19 protein-coding genes are annotated in these 15,937 nt (G+C 44.2%); all 19 read left to right on the top strand.

The features are described from left to right. The first annotated feature begins 33 nt into the window (after positions 1 to 33). The 19 genes from glyA (at position 34) to murA (ending at position 15,272) form a co-directional block, all read left to right on the top strand. The gene (glyA, locus tag C4B60_RS13740) at positions 34 to 1,269 is read left to right on the top strand and encodes a serine hydroxymethyltransferase (protein ID WP_104058599.1); all 1,236 of its coding nucleotides are present in this window, start codon (positions 34 to 36) and stop codon (positions 1,267 to 1,269) included. Positions 1,270 to 1,572: 303 nt separating this feature from the next. After that, positions 1,573 to 1,887: an ArsR/SmtB family transcription factor gene (locus C4B60_RS13735; protein WP_104058598.1), complete on the top strand. Its 315-nt coding sequence runs from the start codon at positions 1,573 to 1,575 to the stop codon at positions 1,885 to 1,887. A gap of 83 nt (positions 1,888 to 1,970) precedes the next feature. Further along, a complete protein-coding gene (locus tag C4B60_RS13730) occupies positions 1,971 to 2,399 on the top strand; it encodes a DMT family transporter (RefSeq protein WP_104058597.1) in 429 nt (142 codons plus the stop codon). Between the two features lie 12 nt (positions 2,400 to 2,411). Then, positions 2,412 to 2,876, top strand: a complete 465-nt coding sequence (locus C4B60_RS13725) for a DMT family transporter (RefSeq protein WP_104058596.1) — start codon at positions 2,412 to 2,414, stop codon at positions 2,874 to 2,876. A 402-nt stretch (positions 2,877 to 3,278) separates the two neighbouring features. After that, a complete protein-coding gene (gene upp / locus C4B60_RS13720) occupies positions 3,279 to 3,908 on the top strand; it encodes a uracil phosphoribosyltransferase (protein ID WP_104058595.1) in 630 nt (209 codons plus the stop codon). A 38-nt stretch (positions 3,909 to 3,946) separates the two neighbouring features. Further along, complete coding sequence (wecB, locus tag C4B60_RS13715; RefSeq protein ID WP_104058594.1) at positions 3,947 to 5,098, top strand: non-hydrolyzing UDP-N-acetylglucosamine 2-epimerase; 1,152 nt, start codon at positions 3,947 to 3,949, stop codon at positions 5,096 to 5,098. 400 nt (positions 5,099 to 5,498) lie between these two features. Continuing rightward, positions 5,499 to 5,717 (top strand): AtpZ/AtpI family protein, encoded by a 219-nt coding sequence (locus C4B60_RS13710; protein WP_104058593.1) that lies wholly within the window; start codon positions 5,499 to 5,501, stop codon positions 5,715 to 5,717. A gap of 4 nt (positions 5,718 to 5,721) precedes the next feature. Then, positions 5,722 to 6,111 carry an ATP synthase subunit I gene (locus C4B60_RS13705; RefSeq protein ID WP_104058592.1) on the top strand — a complete coding sequence of 130 codons (390 nt, stop codon included), beginning with the start codon at positions 5,722 to 5,724 and terminating at the stop codon, positions 6,109 to 6,111. A gap of 5 nt (positions 6,112 to 6,116) precedes the next feature. Next, positions 6,117 to 6,827 carry a F0F1 ATP synthase subunit A gene (gene atpB / locus C4B60_RS13700; protein ID WP_104058591.1) on the top strand — a complete coding sequence of 237 codons (711 nt, stop codon included), beginning with the start codon at positions 6,117 to 6,119 and terminating at the stop codon, positions 6,825 to 6,827. Positions 6,828 to 6,915: 88 nt separating this feature from the next. Continuing rightward, positions 6,916 to 7,128 carry a F0F1 ATP synthase subunit C gene (gene atpE, locus C4B60_RS13695; RefSeq protein WP_039813889.1) on the top strand — a complete coding sequence of 71 codons (213 nt, stop codon included), beginning with the start codon at positions 6,916 to 6,918 and terminating at the stop codon, positions 7,126 to 7,128. A gap of 19 nt (positions 7,129 to 7,147) precedes the next feature. After that, entirely contained in the window at positions 7,148 to 7,282 is a 135-nt protein-coding gene (locus C4B60_RS21855; RefSeq protein WP_280632272.1) for a hypothetical protein, read from the top strand. Between the two features lie 56 nt (positions 7,283 to 7,338). Beyond that, on the top strand, positions 7,339 to 7,860 hold the full coding sequence (gene atpF / locus C4B60_RS13690) for a F0F1 ATP synthase subunit B (protein ID WP_104058590.1): 522 nt from the start codon (positions 7,339 to 7,341) through the stop codon (positions 7,858 to 7,860). Further along, the gene (locus C4B60_RS13685) at positions 7,857 to 8,393 is read left to right on the top strand and encodes a F0F1 ATP synthase subunit delta (RefSeq protein ID WP_104058589.1); all 537 of its coding nucleotides are present in this window, start codon (positions 7,857 to 7,859) and stop codon (positions 8,391 to 8,393) included. Before atpF ends, C4B60_RS13685 begins: the two co-directional genes overlap by 4 nt. A gap of 27 nt (positions 8,394 to 8,420) precedes the next feature. Then, positions 8,421 to 9,929, top strand: a complete 1,509-nt coding sequence (gene atpA, locus C4B60_RS13680) for a F0F1 ATP synthase subunit alpha (protein WP_104058588.1) — start codon at positions 8,421 to 8,423, stop codon at positions 9,927 to 9,929. A gap of 88 nt (positions 9,930 to 10,017) precedes the next feature. After that, positions 10,018 to 10,878, top strand: a complete 861-nt coding sequence (atpG, locus tag C4B60_RS13675) for an ATP synthase F1 subunit gamma (protein ID WP_104058587.1) — start codon at positions 10,018 to 10,020, stop codon at positions 10,876 to 10,878. A gap of 243 nt (positions 10,879 to 11,121) precedes the next feature. Then, the gene (atpD, locus tag C4B60_RS13670) at positions 11,122 to 12,531 is read left to right on the top strand and encodes a F0F1 ATP synthase subunit beta (protein WP_104058586.1); all 1,410 of its coding nucleotides are present in this window, start codon (positions 11,122 to 11,124) and stop codon (positions 12,529 to 12,531) included. A 22-nt stretch (positions 12,532 to 12,553) separates the two neighbouring features. Then, on the top strand, positions 12,554 to 12,952 hold the full coding sequence (locus C4B60_RS13665) for a F0F1 ATP synthase subunit epsilon (RefSeq protein WP_104058585.1): 399 nt from the start codon (positions 12,554 to 12,556) through the stop codon (positions 12,950 to 12,952). A gap of 312 nt (positions 12,953 to 13,264) precedes the next feature. Continuing rightward, positions 13,265 to 13,495 (top strand): DUF1146 family protein, encoded by a 231-nt coding sequence (locus C4B60_RS13660; protein ID WP_104058584.1) that lies wholly within the window; start codon positions 13,265 to 13,267, stop codon positions 13,493 to 13,495. Between the two features lie 481 nt (positions 13,496 to 13,976). Further along, positions 13,977 to 15,272: a UDP-N-acetylglucosamine 1-carboxyvinyltransferase gene (gene murA, locus C4B60_RS13655; RefSeq protein WP_104058583.1), complete on the top strand. Its 1,296-nt coding sequence runs from the start codon at positions 13,977 to 13,979 to the stop codon at positions 15,270 to 15,272. Positions 15,273 to 15,937 lie beyond the last annotated feature (665 nt).

Here is a 15,937-nt window from a genome sequence, read left to right as displayed (position 1 = left end):
GGGAACCGTCCCGAAGACATGAGGGGGAGCACAATGAGTAAGATTCAACAGCAGGATCAGGCATTGTTCGAAGCGATGCAAAATGAATTGAAGCGTCAGCGCACGAAAATCGAGTTGATCGCTTCTGAAAATTTTGTAAGTGAAGCAGTCATGGAAGCGCAAGGATCGGTTTTAACCAACAAGTATGCAGAGGGATATCCTGGCCGCCGCTATTACGGAGGCTGTGAACACGTAGATGTGGCAGAGGATCTGGCAAGAGACCGTGCGAAAGAAATTTTCGGCGCGGAGCATGCGAACGTACAGCCGCACTCAGGCGCACAGGCCAATATGGCTGTTTATTTCACCATCCTTGAGCCGGGAGATACGGTATTAGGCATGAACCTATCCCACGGTGGTCATTTAACGCACGGAAGTCCAGTAAACTTTAGTGGACAGCTTTATAACTTCGTAGATTACGGTGTATCTGAAAATGATGAGCGAGTTGATTACGAAGATGTTCGCCAAAAAGCACTTGAAAGCAAGCCGAAGCTGATCGTAGCAGGAGCGAGCGCTTATTCCCGGACACTTGATTTCGCGAAGTTCCGTGAAATTGCAGATGAAGTAGGGGCCTACTTAATGGTTGATATGGCCCATATTGCAGGACTTGTAGCTGCAGGTCTTCACCCAAGCCCGGTGCCTCATGCTCATTTTGTTACGACAACTACGCATAAAACACTTCGCGGACCTCGCGGAGGAATGATTTTATGTAAAGAGGAATTTGCGAAGAAAATTGACAAGTCGATTTTCCCTGGCATCCAGGGCGGTCCTTTAATGCATGTAATTGCAGCAAAAGCAGTGGCATTTGGTGAAGTACTTCAGCCTTCCTTCAATGACTACGCTGAACAAATCATTAAAAATGCTAAGGCTATGGCAGAAGCATTCAAAAAAGAAGGAATCGATATTGTTTCAGATGGAACAGACAACCATCTTGTGCTGGTAAATCTTCGCTCACTTAATCTTACAGGCAAGGTAGCAGAAAAAGTGCTTGATGATATTGGCATTACAGTAAATAAAAATACAATTCCATTTGACCCTGAAAGCCCATTTGTTACTAGCGGTATCCGTATCGGAACACCTGCTGTAACGTCTCGCGGATTTAAGGAAGCCGAAATGGAAGAAATCGCATCCATTATCGCGTTTGCATTGAAAAACCATGAAGACGAAGCGAAATTGCAGGAATCAGCTCAGCGCGTTGAAGGAATCACCAGCCGCTTTGCTCTTTATGAATAAGTAAATACGATAGATAAAGAGATTAGGGCATCGGTGACTGAAAAGTTTTACATCTCATTACTATAAGTTTAAAAAACGAGAGGTGAACGTAGTGGAAGGTGCCACTCCAACGGGATGAAGCGGGAGCTTGAGATCCACTTGCTGAAAGCAAGTTAGCTCAAGCCCCGCAGAAAGCGTCCACCTGAAGCGCAGTGAACTGAATAAAAATGGCTGAGACACACATTTGTCTCAGCCGTTTTTTATTGAAATAGAAGCGACCCTTTCTAAATTGACATATCGGAAAATCTAGATATAATGAGAGGCATGGAACCAATCGATATCTTTAAAGCATTATCTAACGAAACGCGACTCAGCATTTTGCAGTGGTTAAAGGAGCCGGAGAAACATTTCCCTAAGCAAGGCGCTCACCTGCCCAAGGAGGTAAGTGTAAAAGGGGGAGTATGTGTAGGGGATATCCAGGAAAAAGCCAACGTTTCTCAATCTACGGTCTCCCAGTACTTGAATACGATGCAAAAAGCCGGATTGCTGGAATCGGTGCGTTATGGCCAGTGGACGTATTACAGACGAAATGAAGAGGTTATTTCTAAGTTAGCAAGTTATTTCAAAACAGAAATCTAACTTGTAGGATTTCTGTTTTTTCTTTTTTATTTATATCGATTATTCTAGATATACTAATATGTAGATTTAGGGAGGTTTATTCTATGCGTTATATTGCTTACCTGGCTGCTTTACTTGGAGGAGCTGCACTTAGTCTTGAAGGGGCTATTTATGGGGAGCTTGGAAAAACGATAGGAAAGCTTGAAACGAGCTTTTATAACTTTTTTGTGGGTTCGATTATTCTCGCAGTACTATGGCTCTTTTTTGGAAAGGGCAGGCTGTCCTACACACTAGAAGCACCAAAATGGAAGCTTCTTGGAGGAGTCCTTGGGGTTGTTTATCTTACCACAATTGTAATAAGTGTTCCATTTGTTGGAGTAGGGATCACAATGGTCGCTGTGATCATCGGTCAGTTAGCCATGAGTATCATCATTGAACATTATGGCTGGCTCGGGAGTCAGGTAGCAAAAATAAATAAAGAAAAAATACTAGCTGTTATTTCGATGATTATAGCACTTGTTTTAGTTTACTAGGAGGCTTTTAAAATGGGATTTCTAATGATTCTTTCCACCTTAATCGGCGGACTCACTTTAAGTGCACAATCAGCGATCAACGGTACCTTCAGTAGAAAAGCAGGGACGATTGAAACCACGCTTTTAACGTTTTTAACAGGTACGCTCTTCCTGTCAATTGTTATCCTGTTCTTTGGGAAGGGAAATGTTCTTGCAATTTTAGAAGTGCCAAGATGGCAGTTAAGTGCTGTTTTCTTAGGTGTACTGTTTTTACTTTTTATTGTTATGGCCGTACCGAGAATTGGCGTAATTGCAACGAATATAACGATCATCATCGGCCAGCTTGTTCTCGGCATTGTCATCGACCATTTTGGCTGGTTTAATAGCCTGGTTATCCCTATTGATGCAAAACGTGCAGCTGCACTGGTTTTTATGGCTAGTGCTCTTTACTTTATTTATAAAGGAAACAAGCGGTCGATGGAACAGGCACAGGGATAACGGCTACTGTTTCCATAATCCCGTGGTGTAACTTACTTTAAATGAGCAGCGAAACGGAACAAAAGAGCCTGGAACATAACGAAGAGTTGATAAAACTGAGGTGAACGGAGCGGAAGGGGGCGACTCCAGCGGGACGAAGCGGGAGCTTAAGATCCACTTGCGCAGCAAGTTAGCTTAAGCCCCGCCCTGCGGAAAGCGTACCCCTGAAGCGCAGTGAACCGGGCTTAAGAGGCTGAGACATATAAAGTTTCAGCTTCTTTTTTATGCCCTCAGCCGACGAAACCCTCATCAATAAGCCGGGAGTCAGCTTGTCATTTCCACCGAAGTATGGTAACTTTCGTAAGGATTTGTTTTATAATAAATAGAAGCAGAAAAGTTCTTTACATAAAAGGAGTGGCAGAAGTGGGAAAAGTGTATGTATTTGACCATCCATTAATTCAGCATAAGCTGACGCATATTCGCGATGAGAAGACAGGAACAAAGGATTTTCGCGAGCTTGTGGATGAAGTGGCAACGCTTATGGCTTTTGAAATTACGCGCGACCTTCCATTAGAGGAAATTGATATTAACACACCAGTAAGCGAAGCAAAAGGAAAGATTCTTTCTGGTAAAAAGCTTGCGATTGTACCGATTTTACGTGCAGGGATCGGAATGGTAGACGGCATCCTTAAGCTGATTCCAGCTGCTAAAGTAGGCCACGTAGGTCTTTACCGTGATCCTGAAACACTAAAACCGATTGAATACTACGTTAAGCTTCCATCTGATGTGGAGGAGCGCGACTTCATCCTGGTGGATCCAATGCTTGCAACAGGCGGATCTGCAGTGGAAGCAATTAATTCCCTTAAAAAACGCGGTGCAAAGAATATTAAATTCCTTTGTCTCGTAGCAGCTCCTGAGGGCGTTGAAGAAATTCAAAAGGAGCATGACGATGTCGATATTTACATTGCCGCGCTTGATGAGAAGCTGAACGAAAAAGGCTATATCGTACCGGGTCTTGGTGATGCGGGCGACAGACTTTTTGGCACTAAATAAACGGAGAAGCCCTGTGAAGATGTGAAGGAGGAAAATCCATGTCCAAGCGCATTAAGGTAATGACGATTTTTGGGACAAGACCCGAAGCCATCAAAATGGCTCCGCTTGTTCTAGAATTAAAAAAGCAAAGTGACGTTTTCGAACCGATTGTCACAGTTACAGCCCAGCACCGTCAAATGCTTGATCAGGTGATGAGTATTTTTAATATTACTCCTGATTATGATTTGAATATTATGAAGGACCGCCAGACATTAATCGACGTGACAACAAGAGGTCTTGAAGGTCTTGACCGGGTTATGAAGGAAACAAAGCCGGATATCGTGCTTGTACATGGCGACACCACCACGACATTTGTTGCCAGTCTTGCAGCCTTTTACAATCAAATTGCTGTGGGTCACGTAGAGGCAGGTCTTCGCACATGGAATAAATATTCTCCGTTTCCTGAAGAGATGAATCGCCAGCTTACTGGTGTTATGGCTGATCTTCACTTTTCACCTACAGATCAGTCAGCAGCCAATTTGATCCGTGAAAATAAACCGGAAGCAAGTATATATATAACAGGTAATACAGCGATTGATGCCCTATCTACCACTGTAAGAGAGGATTATACAAGTGAAATTCTCACAAACCTTGGAATGGACCGGCTGATCCTTTTAACCGCTCACCGTCGTGAGAATCTGGGCGAACCGATGAAGAATATGTTCAGAGCGATCAAGCGAATTGTAGATGAGCACAGCGATGTTCAGGTCGTTTATCCTGTGCATATGAACCCTGCAGTTCGTGAAATTGCTCAGGAAATCCTCGGGGGAGACAGCCGGATTCATTTAATCGAGCCGCTTGATGTGATCGATTTCCATAATTTCGCTTCGAAGGCTTATCTGATTTTAACGGATTCAGGCGGCGTTCAGGAAGAAGCGCCTTCACTTGGTGTACCGGTGCTTGTACTCCGCGATACGACAGAGCGCCCTGAAGGAATCGAGGCAGGAACCCTGAAGCTTGCAGGTACTGAGGAAGAGCAGATTTATTCGATGGCAAAAGAGCTGGTGACAGACCCTTCTGCACACGAAAAAATGTCGAAAGCATCAAATCCATATGGGGATGGAAAAGCCTCTGAACGGATCGCAGAAGCCATCCGTTTTCACTTCAATCAGGTACATGATCGCCCAGCGCCATTTACCGTCGAAAAGTAACCGAAAAGCACCTCCGGAGAACACGTTTCCGGAGGTGCTTTTTTCCAATTTATTTTCAAAGAAGGAAGATGAACAGGGCGAAGTCTTTTGAGAGATTTGAAAATATGTAAATCTGGGAACTCAGTATTGACAAGGGTAAAGGCGTGTTCCCGGGCGTGGAAGAGCCGGCGGAATTGACAGGATAAAAAACGTTTTGTCTAAAATGTGAACTCCTTCACTTCCATTTGTGATGTTGTGAACTTTTTGTTCATCACTCGTTGACATACAATAGTGCCTATTGTATGCTTTTAAAGGGTATAATGATAAGGTTTTCATAGATTATTAACTAGCTTAATTATTCTTGATTTCAGCACCATTTACCTACACCCCAATTCCATTCTCAGAATGTGAGGATGCGCCTATGCGTCATCAAAGACGTCCGTACCAAGCGATGGCATTGTACTCTGCCATTCTGTCACAACTAGCTGGTTCCATGCTGGTCGGTCTTTTCGCCGGAAGGTGGTTAGATCAGAAATGGAACACAGAACCGCTGTTTTTGATTCTTGGCCTGCTTCTTGGTCTAACCACCGGAATCTACGCCATGCTTCGCACAGTGAATCATTTCAACTCAGGAGAGTAGTCCAATGCCTGACCTAAAACAGCATTTCCAACGGTATACCAAGTACATCCTTTACTTACTGTCCATCTTCGTTCTCGGCTGGGGTTTCACCCCTTATCCATCAGTGTTTCTAGGCTTAATATTGGGAACTTCTCTCAGCCTTTTTAATCTTTGGCTGATCAGAACAAGAATGGAACGCTTTGATCGGGCAATTGATGAAGGAAAGAAAGTGCGTTCACTTGGGACGTTTTCGCGTATGGCCTCGGCAGGAGTTGCGGTTTTGATCGCCCTGGAGTTTCCGGAATTCATTCATTTGATTTCCACTGTCTTTGGATTAATGATGGTTTATTTCGTCATTATGATAGATTATTTTTGGCAGCAAATTATCCTACATATGAAGCGGGAAGAGAGGTGAAATAAATGAATCATGAAGCGCCATTACGTGAATTTTTGGGGCTGACCTTTAATCTCTCCAATATTCTGATGGTGACCGTTGCAAGTGCAATTGTACTTCTCATCGCTATTTTATCAACAAGAGCACTCGCAATGAAGCCGACAGGCATGCAAAATTTCATGGAATGGATCATGGATTTTGTAAGGAATATTATCAAGAGTAACATGGATTGGAAAACGGGTGGAAGTTTTCACATTCTTGGTATTACGCTGATTATGTATGTTGCAATTTCTAACTTTTTAGGATTGCCGTTCGCGATTACGTATGACCATGTGCTTTGGTGGAAATCACCAACAGCCGATCCGATCATCACGATGACTCTTGCAGTAATGGTGGTGGCACTTACCCATTATTACGGTATTAGAATGAAAGGGTTTAAGGAATATGGGAAAGACTTTTTCCGCCCTATGAAATTCCTTTTCCCGCTTAAGATTATTGAAGAGTTTGCAAACACGCTAACGCTCGGTTTGCGTCTTTACGGTAACATTTACGCAGGTGAGATTCTGCTTGGTCTACTTGCAGGAAGCCTGGCAACAGGTGCCTTTGGATGGATCGCAGCAACGATTCCAACGCTTGCATGGCTGGCATTCTCAATCTTTATCGGTGGAATCCAGGCGTTTATTTTTGTCATGTTAACGATGGTTTATATGGCCCACAAAGTGAGTCACGACCATTAATTATATTACCTGTTCAGTCCGCTGAACAAACCTGAAAACAAAAAACTATTATCCAATACAAGGAGGATTTACCCAAATGACAGGTTCAATTGGTCTTTTAGCAGCAGCATTAGCAGTAGGATTAGCAGCACTAGGTGCAGGTATCGGTAACGGTATGATCGTATCAAAAACAGTAGAAGGTATCGCACGTCAGCCAGAAGCGCGTGGAATGCTTCAAACTACAATGTTCATCGGGGTTGCATTGGTTGAGGCCGTTCCGATTATCGCGGTAGTAATCGCGTTCATCGTACAAGGTCAATAAGCAATAACCTACGATTCAAATGGCGAAGATCATTCCAAGCGAACCTTCGCCATTATTATGGAAAAATGAAGCCGATCGATTAAAAGAGACGCTGACCTTTCCGAAGATCTTCCTATTTAATAACTTTTCTTATGACTATCATCTTTCTTACTAGAAAGATAAACGACATACATCGTATAAAGATTGACTCTTGAAGGGAGTGAAACGAGCGTGTTCACACTTGATGCATTGATTCTAGGAGCTTCTGATGGCTTTAATGGCGGGGATATTCTTTTCCAGCTACTAATGTTCATTATCTTAATGGCTCTTTTAAAGAAATTCGCATGGGGTCCTTTAATGGGCATCATGAAGCAGCGTGAAGATCACATTGCAGGCGAAATCGAAGCGGCAGAACAAAGCCGTACCGAAGCAAAGCAGCAGCTTGAAGAACAGCGTCAGCTTTTAAAAGAAGCGCGTCAGGACGCACAGGAATTAATTGAGAATGCGCGCAAGCAGGGCGACTTACAGCGTGAAGAAATTATCACAGCCGCTCGTGCAGAATCTGAGCGTATGAAAGAAGCTTCATTGCGTGAAATTGAAACAGAAAAAGACCAGGCAGTTGCAGCCCTGCGTGAGCAAGTGGCAACTCTATCTGTCTTAATTGCATCTAAAGTGATTGAGAAAGAATTGACTCTTGAAGAACAGCAGCAGCTGATCAATGAGACAATTGAGAAGGCAGGGGATCTGCGATGAGCAAGTCAACAGTCGCATCCCGCTATGCCCAGGCTCTTTTTGAGCTTGCATTGCAAAATGGACAAGTGGATATAGTGGAAGCGGATCTTCGCGTTGTGCGCGAGGTGTTTGAAAAAAATCCGGAATACACACTGCTTCTTCAATCGCCAAAAGTGACAAAAGAGCAAAAGAAACAGCTGATTCAGCAGGCGTTTAACGGGCTATCAAGCTATGTGATTAATACGCTGTCGATCTTGATCGACCGCCGCCGCGATAATGAAATTGCAGCGCTGGCAGATGCGTTTATCGAGCTTTCCCTGACAAGCCGCGGAACAGCCGTAGCTTATGTATCTTCAGCAACAAAGCTTAGCGAGGCTGACCAGGCGTTGGTTTCACAGGTGTTTGCTGGACGAGTCGGCAAATCAAACTTACAAATTCAAAATCATGTTGATTCATCGCTGCTTGGCGGCATGAGCGTACGCATCGGAAACCGTATTTTTGACGGTACCCTTCGCAGTAAGCTGCAGCGTCTAGAGCGTGAACTAAAGCGATAAGATTCCACAAAATAAGGGGTGACATTCATGAGCATCAAAGCTGAAGAAATCAGTGCGCTGATAAAACAGCAGATTGAGAACTATCAATCAGACATTCAAGTAACAGAGGTTGGTACCGTAATCGAAATTGGTGATGGTATTGCCCGGGCTCATGGCCTTGATAACGTCATGGCTGGAGAGCTGGTTGAATTCTCTAACGGTGTTATGGGTATGGCGCAAAACCTTGAAGAGAATAACGTAGGTATCATTATTCTTGGACCATACCGCGATATCAAAGAAGGCGATGAAGTTCGTCGTACAGGCCGTATTATGGAAGTGCCGGTTGGCGATCAGCTAATCGGACGTGTAGTAAATCCACTTGGTCAGCCAGTCGATGGCCTTGGACCAATTTCAACATCAAAAGCACGTCCAATCGAAAGCCCGGCTCCTGGTGTTATGGCGCGTAAATCAGTACACGAGCCATTGCAAACAGGAATTAAAGCGATCGATGCTCTTGTGCCAATCGGGCGCGGACAGCGTGAGTTAATTATCGGTGACCGTCAAACAGGTAAAACATCTGTTGCGATTGATACCATTCTTAACCAAAAAGATCAGGACATGATCTGTATCTATGTTGCGATCGGTCAAAAGGAATCAACCGTTCGTGGAACAGTTGAAACCCTTCGTAAGCACGGAGCACTTGACTACTCAATCGTCGTTACAGCATCTGCATCACAGCCTTCTCCATTGCTATTCCTGGCTCCATACACAGGAATCACAATTGCAGAGGACTTCATGATCAACGGCAAGCACGTTCTTGTTGTCTATGATGATCTTTCTAAACAGGCAGCTGCCTACCGTGAGCTTTCCCTATTACTTCGCCGTCCTCCAGGTCGTGAAGCATACCCTGGTGACGTATTCTATCTTCACAGCCGCTTGCTTGAGCGTGCAGCGAAGTTAAACGAAACACTTGGTTCAGGTTCGATTACAGCTCTTCCATTCGTTGAGACACAGGCTGGAGATATCTCTGCGTATATTCCAACCAACGTTATCTCAATCACAGATGGACAGATCTTCCTTCAATCAGATCTATTCTTCTCAGGTGTTCGTCCGGCAATCAACGCAGGTCTTTCTGTATCACGTGTTGGAGGATCCGCACAAATTAAAGCAATGAAAAAAGTATCCGGTACGCTTCGTCTTGACCTTGCAGCTTACCGTGAGCTTGAAGCATTTGCTCAATTCGGATCAGACCTTGATAAAGCAACACAAGGTAAGCTGAACCGTGGTGCGCGTACTGTTGAAGTACTGAAGCAGGATCTGAACAAACCTCTTAAGGTTGAAAAACAGGTTATGATTCTTTATTCATTAACACGCGGACACTTAGATGACATTCCAGTAGGGGACATTCGCCGTTTCGAAACTGAATTCCTAAGCTGGTTGGATTCAAACCACACTGAGCTGCTGGATCACATCCGCACTACACAAGGTCTTCCAGAAGACGATGCAATGGTAGCGGCAATCAATGGATTCAAAAAGACGTTTGCTAAAAGCGAATAAGCTTTCGTAAACCGCACATAAAGAACCATGTTGATCAGCGGGCCTCCCGCTGGATCCACATTTTTAACCAAAAGGGTGGTGAGAACCAATGGCATCGTTACGCGATATAAAAAACCGTATTACATCGACAAAAAAGACAAGTCAAATCACAAAAGCGATGGAGATGGTATCTGCTTCAAAATTAAGCCGTGCTGAGTCAAATGCAAAAGCATTTGTCCCTTACATGGCGAAGGTTGAAGAAGTAGTTGCTTCGATCGCAGTAGGCGCTAAGGATGCAACGCACCCAATGCTTGTATCACGTCCGGTGAAAAAGACTGCTTACCTTGTCATCACGTCTGACCGCGGATTGGCAGGAGCGTATAACTCAAACGTTATCCGCGCTGCTTACAATGCAATCCAAAGCCGTCATACGAGCAAGGATGAGTATGTTGTTATGACTGTAGGCCGTGTTGGCCGTGACTTTTTTGCGAAAAAAGAGGTTAACATTATCGATAGCATCCTTGGATTACCAGATCAGCCAATCTTTGCTGATATTAAAGAAATTACGAGCAAGGCAGTGGCGATGTATGCAGATGAGGCATTTGATGAGCTTTATATGTACTACAACCACTTTGTCAGTGCCATCTCCCAGGAAGTAACGGAGAAAAAGGTTCTTCCTCTTACAGATGTTGCCTCTGTATCAAGCAAGGTTTCATCTTATGAGTTTGATCCTTCTGCCGAAGCGATTCTTGAAGTGCTTTTACCACAATATGCAGAGAGCCTTATCTACGGGGCACTGCTTGACGGAAAAGCCAGTGAGCACGCAGCACGTATGACAGCAATGAGAAGTGCAACTGATAATGCGAAAGAGCTAATCGACTCGTTATCTCTATCCTACAACCGCGCACGTCAAGCCGCGATCACTCAGGAAATCACTGAAATCGTCGGCGGAGTAGCGGCACTGGAGTAAGAAAAGCGGAGGCGGCCGTTTAGCCCCGACAAGCATAAGACAACCTGCCCGAATAGGCGCTTTTTGCCTATTGGGCGGGGTGGCTTATGACTCGAGGGGCTGGCCGCCGGAGCTAGCCAAAAGAAAAGTGGAAGACGCCGTTTAGCCCCGACAAGCATAAGACAATTCTTTTATGCACTCGAGCAGCTGACGCGCTTCCGTTTCCAACATAAGTTTCGTAAAAGCAAGCTAGGAGGGAAAAACATGAATAAAGGACGCGTTCAAAAGGTAATGGGACCGGTTATCGACGTAAAATTCGATAACGGCCAGCTGCCTGATATTTTTAACGCTCTAACAGTACCTGTCGGCGTCAAAGGCGACACGACACTAACGTTAGAGGTTGCGCTTCACCTGGGTGATGATGCCGTTCGTACGATTGCTATGTCCTCTACAGATGGAGTAACACGTGGTGCTGAGGTTACTGACCTTGGTGCGCCAATCTCTGTACCTGTAGGAGATGCAACATTAGGACGTGTATTCAACGTACTTGGAGAAGCAATTGATTTGGCTGGCGAAATGGCACCGGGCACTCGCCGTGACCCGATTCACCGTCTAGCGCCAACATTCGAACAGCTTTCAACAGATACTGAAATTCTTGAAACTGGAATCAAGGTTGTTGACCTTTTGGCTCCTTACATCAAGGGTGGAAAGATCGGTCTATTTGGAGGAGCGGGTGTTGGTAAAACCGTACTAATTCAGGAACTGATCAACAACATCGCACAAGAGCACGGCGGTATCTCTGTATTCGCCGGTGTTGGAGAGCGTACTCGTGAAGGAAATGACCTTTTCCACGAGATGACTGATTCAGGCGTTATCAAAAAGACTGCCATGGTATTTGGACAAATGAATGAGCCGCCTGGTGCGCGTATGCGTGTTGCACTTTCAGGTCTTACAATGGCTGAGTATTTCCGTGACGAGCAAGGACAGGACGTTCTTCTTTTCATCGATAATATCTTCCGTTTCACACAAGCCGGTTCTGAGGTATCAGCACTACTTGGCCGTATGCCATCTGCCGTTGGTTACCAGCCGACACTAGCTACTGAAATGGGTCAGCTTCAAGAGCGAATTACATCGACAAACGTTGGTTCGGTTACATCAATCCAAGCGATCTATGTACCAGCCGATGACTATACGGATCCAGCTCCGGCAACAACATTTGCCCACTTGGATGCGACAACGAACCTTGAGCGTAAGCTTTCAGAAATGGGTATTTACCCGGCTGTGGATCCTCTTGCATCAACTTCTCGTGCTTTGTCACCTGAAATTGTTGGAGAAGAGCATTACGCAATTGCGCGAGAAGTACAACAGACACTTCAGCGCTATAAAGAGCTTCAGGATATCATTGCGATTCTTGGTATGGATGAGCTTCAGGAAGAAGATAAGCAGGTCGTGTCCCGTGCACGCCGTATTCAATTCTTCCTATCTCAAAACTTCCACGTAGCTGAGCAGTTTACAGGCCAGAAAGGTTCTTATGTACCAGTAGCAGAAACAATTGCTGGCTTCAGAGGAATTCTTGACGGCAAATACGATCACCTTCCAGAAGATGCGTTCCGACTTGTCGGCCGTATTGAAGAGGTAATCGAAGCTGCAAAGAAAATGGGCGTAGAGGTATAATTAGGGACCAGGAGGGGAAAAAATGAAGACCGTAAAAGTCAGTATTGTCACTCCCGATGGCCCTGTGTACGAGTCTGATGTGGAAATGGTAAGCACAAAAGCTCAAAGCGGTGATCTTGGCGTTTTACCAGGGCACATCCCGATGGTCGCCCCGCTTGAAATCGGTGCTGTTCGTCTTAAAAAAGAAGGACACACAGATTATGTAGCTGTCACAGGCGGTTTTCTTGAAGTCCGACCTGAGCAGGTAACGATTCTCGCGCAGGCTGCAGAACCGGCAGACCAGATTGACATTGAACGCGCGAAGGAAGCAAAGCATCGCGCAGAAGATAAACTCAAGCAGGATAACATGGATTTCAAACGTGCTGAATTAGCGCTTCGCCGCGCAATCAACCGCATTGAAGTTTACCAGCATGACCGTTAGGCTTTAAGCACTTTCGGCTGAGTTAATTGAATAAAGGAATACCGGCTCTTTTTCCGGCTTCAGCCTTTGGCGTTCTGGAAATTAGCCGGTATTTTTTATTTTAAGGAAAATGATTTTCGACCTATTATTATCCATTAAATGGACGGGTTGTCATACACAAGCAAAGCATCCTATTGCTAAGTTAAAAGTATGATTTTTTTAATTTTATAAAGGGGTATCTACCCAATCTCATAAACGACGGACATAAAATCAGGCAGAGGACAGAATTCTATTTAAGAAGCGGATTGCTTTTGAAATAAGGAGGCACGCACGATGGCTTCATTTGGACAACAGGCGTTACTGAGCATGATTATTCATTTATCATTTATTGGGCTGACTTTTTGGGCGCTGCAGGCGCTGCGTATCGATGCAGCTTTGAGACCAAATCGGGTTTTTCAGGCAAGAGTTTTAATGGTTTTATTAAGCGTTGCAATCGGATCGAGCGTAGCAGATTTTTTCCTTTCATATGCCAGCTGGTCTCAGCAGCTGCCATTCCTTTGGTGAAAATGTGAACAATGAAAGCTCTTTCATAAAGAAAAGTAATAAAAATTTTGTAAATTTACGGTTTACTACTATGAAATATTCCTGTAATGGTTTATTTTTATTTATGGGTGGAATACTCAACCATTGGGTCATTACAAACATATTTCAGCCTGCAATTAAAACTCTCTATATACAATGAGAATGAGCAAAATTGACGAATAGAGAGTTTTGCAGCCGATAAAACCTAAAAAGTGTCGTTTTTCGACTTTATTAGGCAAGGCATGACTATTTTCTCTTGTATTAAAGGGTTTTAAAGTGATATGATTTGAAATGTTTTAGTTTACCAATTTACAAGTTAACTTGTAATGGAATTGGTAATGACGATACGTAACACCTTGCCAATAGAAAATGACTGACTGAAGGTAATGATCCGTTTTTCACTTCAGTCGCTAACTTTGAATATGAATAGTAGTACAGAATTAAGACGCGGAGGGGAAATCAATTGGATAAAATCATAGTACGTGGCGGTAACGCGCTACATGGCACAGTAAAGGTGGAAGGAGCGAAAAACGCAGTCCTTCCAATTCTTGCAGCAGCATTACTAGCAAGCAAAGGAAAAAGTACACTTTTAGATGTACCAGCTCTATCTGATGTTAATACCATCAATGAAGTGCTTCGGCATTTAAATACGGAAGTAACGTATTCTGTAGAAGAAAATAAGGTCGTTATTGATGCTCAGGATCAGCTCGAAATAGAGGCGCCATTTGAATATGTACGTAAAATGCGTGCATCTGTTCAGGTTATGGGCCCATTACTTGCGCGTAACGGCCATGCCCGTGTTGCATTGCCTGGCGGCTGTGCAATCGGTTCACGTCCAATCGACCTGCATTTGAAGGGCTTCGAAGCAATGGGTGCTTCAGTAACTGTAGGCAACGGATTTATTGAAGCAAAGGTTGACGGTCGCTTAAAGGGAGCAAAAATCTATTTAGACTTCCCAAGCGTGGGAGCAACTGAAAACATCATGGCTGCTGCTACATTGGCAGAAGGAACGACCATCCTTGAAAATTGTGCGAAAGAACCGGAAATTGTTGATATGGCAAACTATATGAACAAAATGGGCGCAAGAATTAAAGGTGCAGGAACAGATACAATTCGTATTGAAGGTGTAGAACATCTTAGCGGAGCAACTCATAATATCATTCCTGACCGCATCGAGGCAGGTACATTTATGATTGCCGCTGCGATCACAAACGGAAATGTTCTAATCGAAAATGCAGTACCTGAGCATTTAGCTTCAGTTACGGCAAAGCTTAAGGAAATGGGCGTAACAGTTGAGGAAGAAAACGATGGCCTTCGAGTAATCGGACAGCCAAACCTGCGCTCAGTGGATATTAAAACCATGCCACATCCAGGCTTCCCAACAGATATGCAGTCCCAAATGATGGCGCTTATGCTGCGTGCACAGGGGACAGGTGTCATTACTGAGACGGTATTTGAAAACCGCTTCATGCACGTGGAGGAATTCCGCCGCATGAACGCTAATGTGAAAATTGAAGGACGTTCTGTCATTATGAAGGGACCTAGCAACCTTCAGGGAGCAGAAGTAGCAGCAACTGACCTGCGTGCAGGAGCAGCACTGATTCTAGCTGGACTTGTATCAGAAGGCTACACACAAGTAACGGAACTAAAACATTTAGACCGTGGATATGTAGACTTCCACAAGAAACTTGTTTCATTAGGCGCAGATGTAGAACGGATCAACGAAGAAGTAAGAGAAGAAGCAACAGTCCAAGCGTAAGACTGAACTTATTTTACTATTCTAACTCCATGATCACACTCATACTAGTAATCTTATTAGCAGTATACACACGAACCTTCGTGAGTATACTGCTTTTTAGTGTGGAAATAATGGATTAATCTAAATAACCAACTTCCAGCAGAGTCATACTTTGTTAGAATGGATAACAGATGAAGGACGTCTGCTTTAGAGGTATTTACCCATTACTCGACACTTTCGAAGAAGAAAACAAGTTATCCTGAAGTTGATTGGAGTGTAAGGGGCGACTCCTGCGGGAAGAAGCGGAAATCAACATGCTAACTTAATAGGCATTCACCTATAACACTCTAATTTAGAAGAAAGTTATTGCATGGTTGTTATATTAGATGATCGCCTAATAAATGCTTTTAGTGCAGAGTAAAGAGGCATTCACTCATATCACACTGCCCTTCGAAGAACTAAAACTACTTAACCTACAGTTGATTGAAGTGGAAGGGGCTGACTCCTGCGGGAAGAAGCGGGAGCTTGAGATCCACTTGCGACAGCAAGTTAGCTCAGGCCCCGCCCCGCGGAAAGCATGCCCCTGAAGCGGAAATCAACATGCTAAGTTAATAGGCATTTACCTATAACACTCTAATTTCAGAAGGAAGTAATTGAATAGCTGCAGCAATATGTGATCACCAGGA

The organism is Jeotgalibacillus proteolyticus, from assembly GCF_002926065.1.
GTDB lineage: Bacteria > Bacillota > Bacilli > Bacillales > Jeotgalibacillaceae > Jeotgalibacillus > Jeotgalibacillus proteolyticus.
This window is presented reverse-complemented; position numbering and strand designations above follow the sequence as displayed.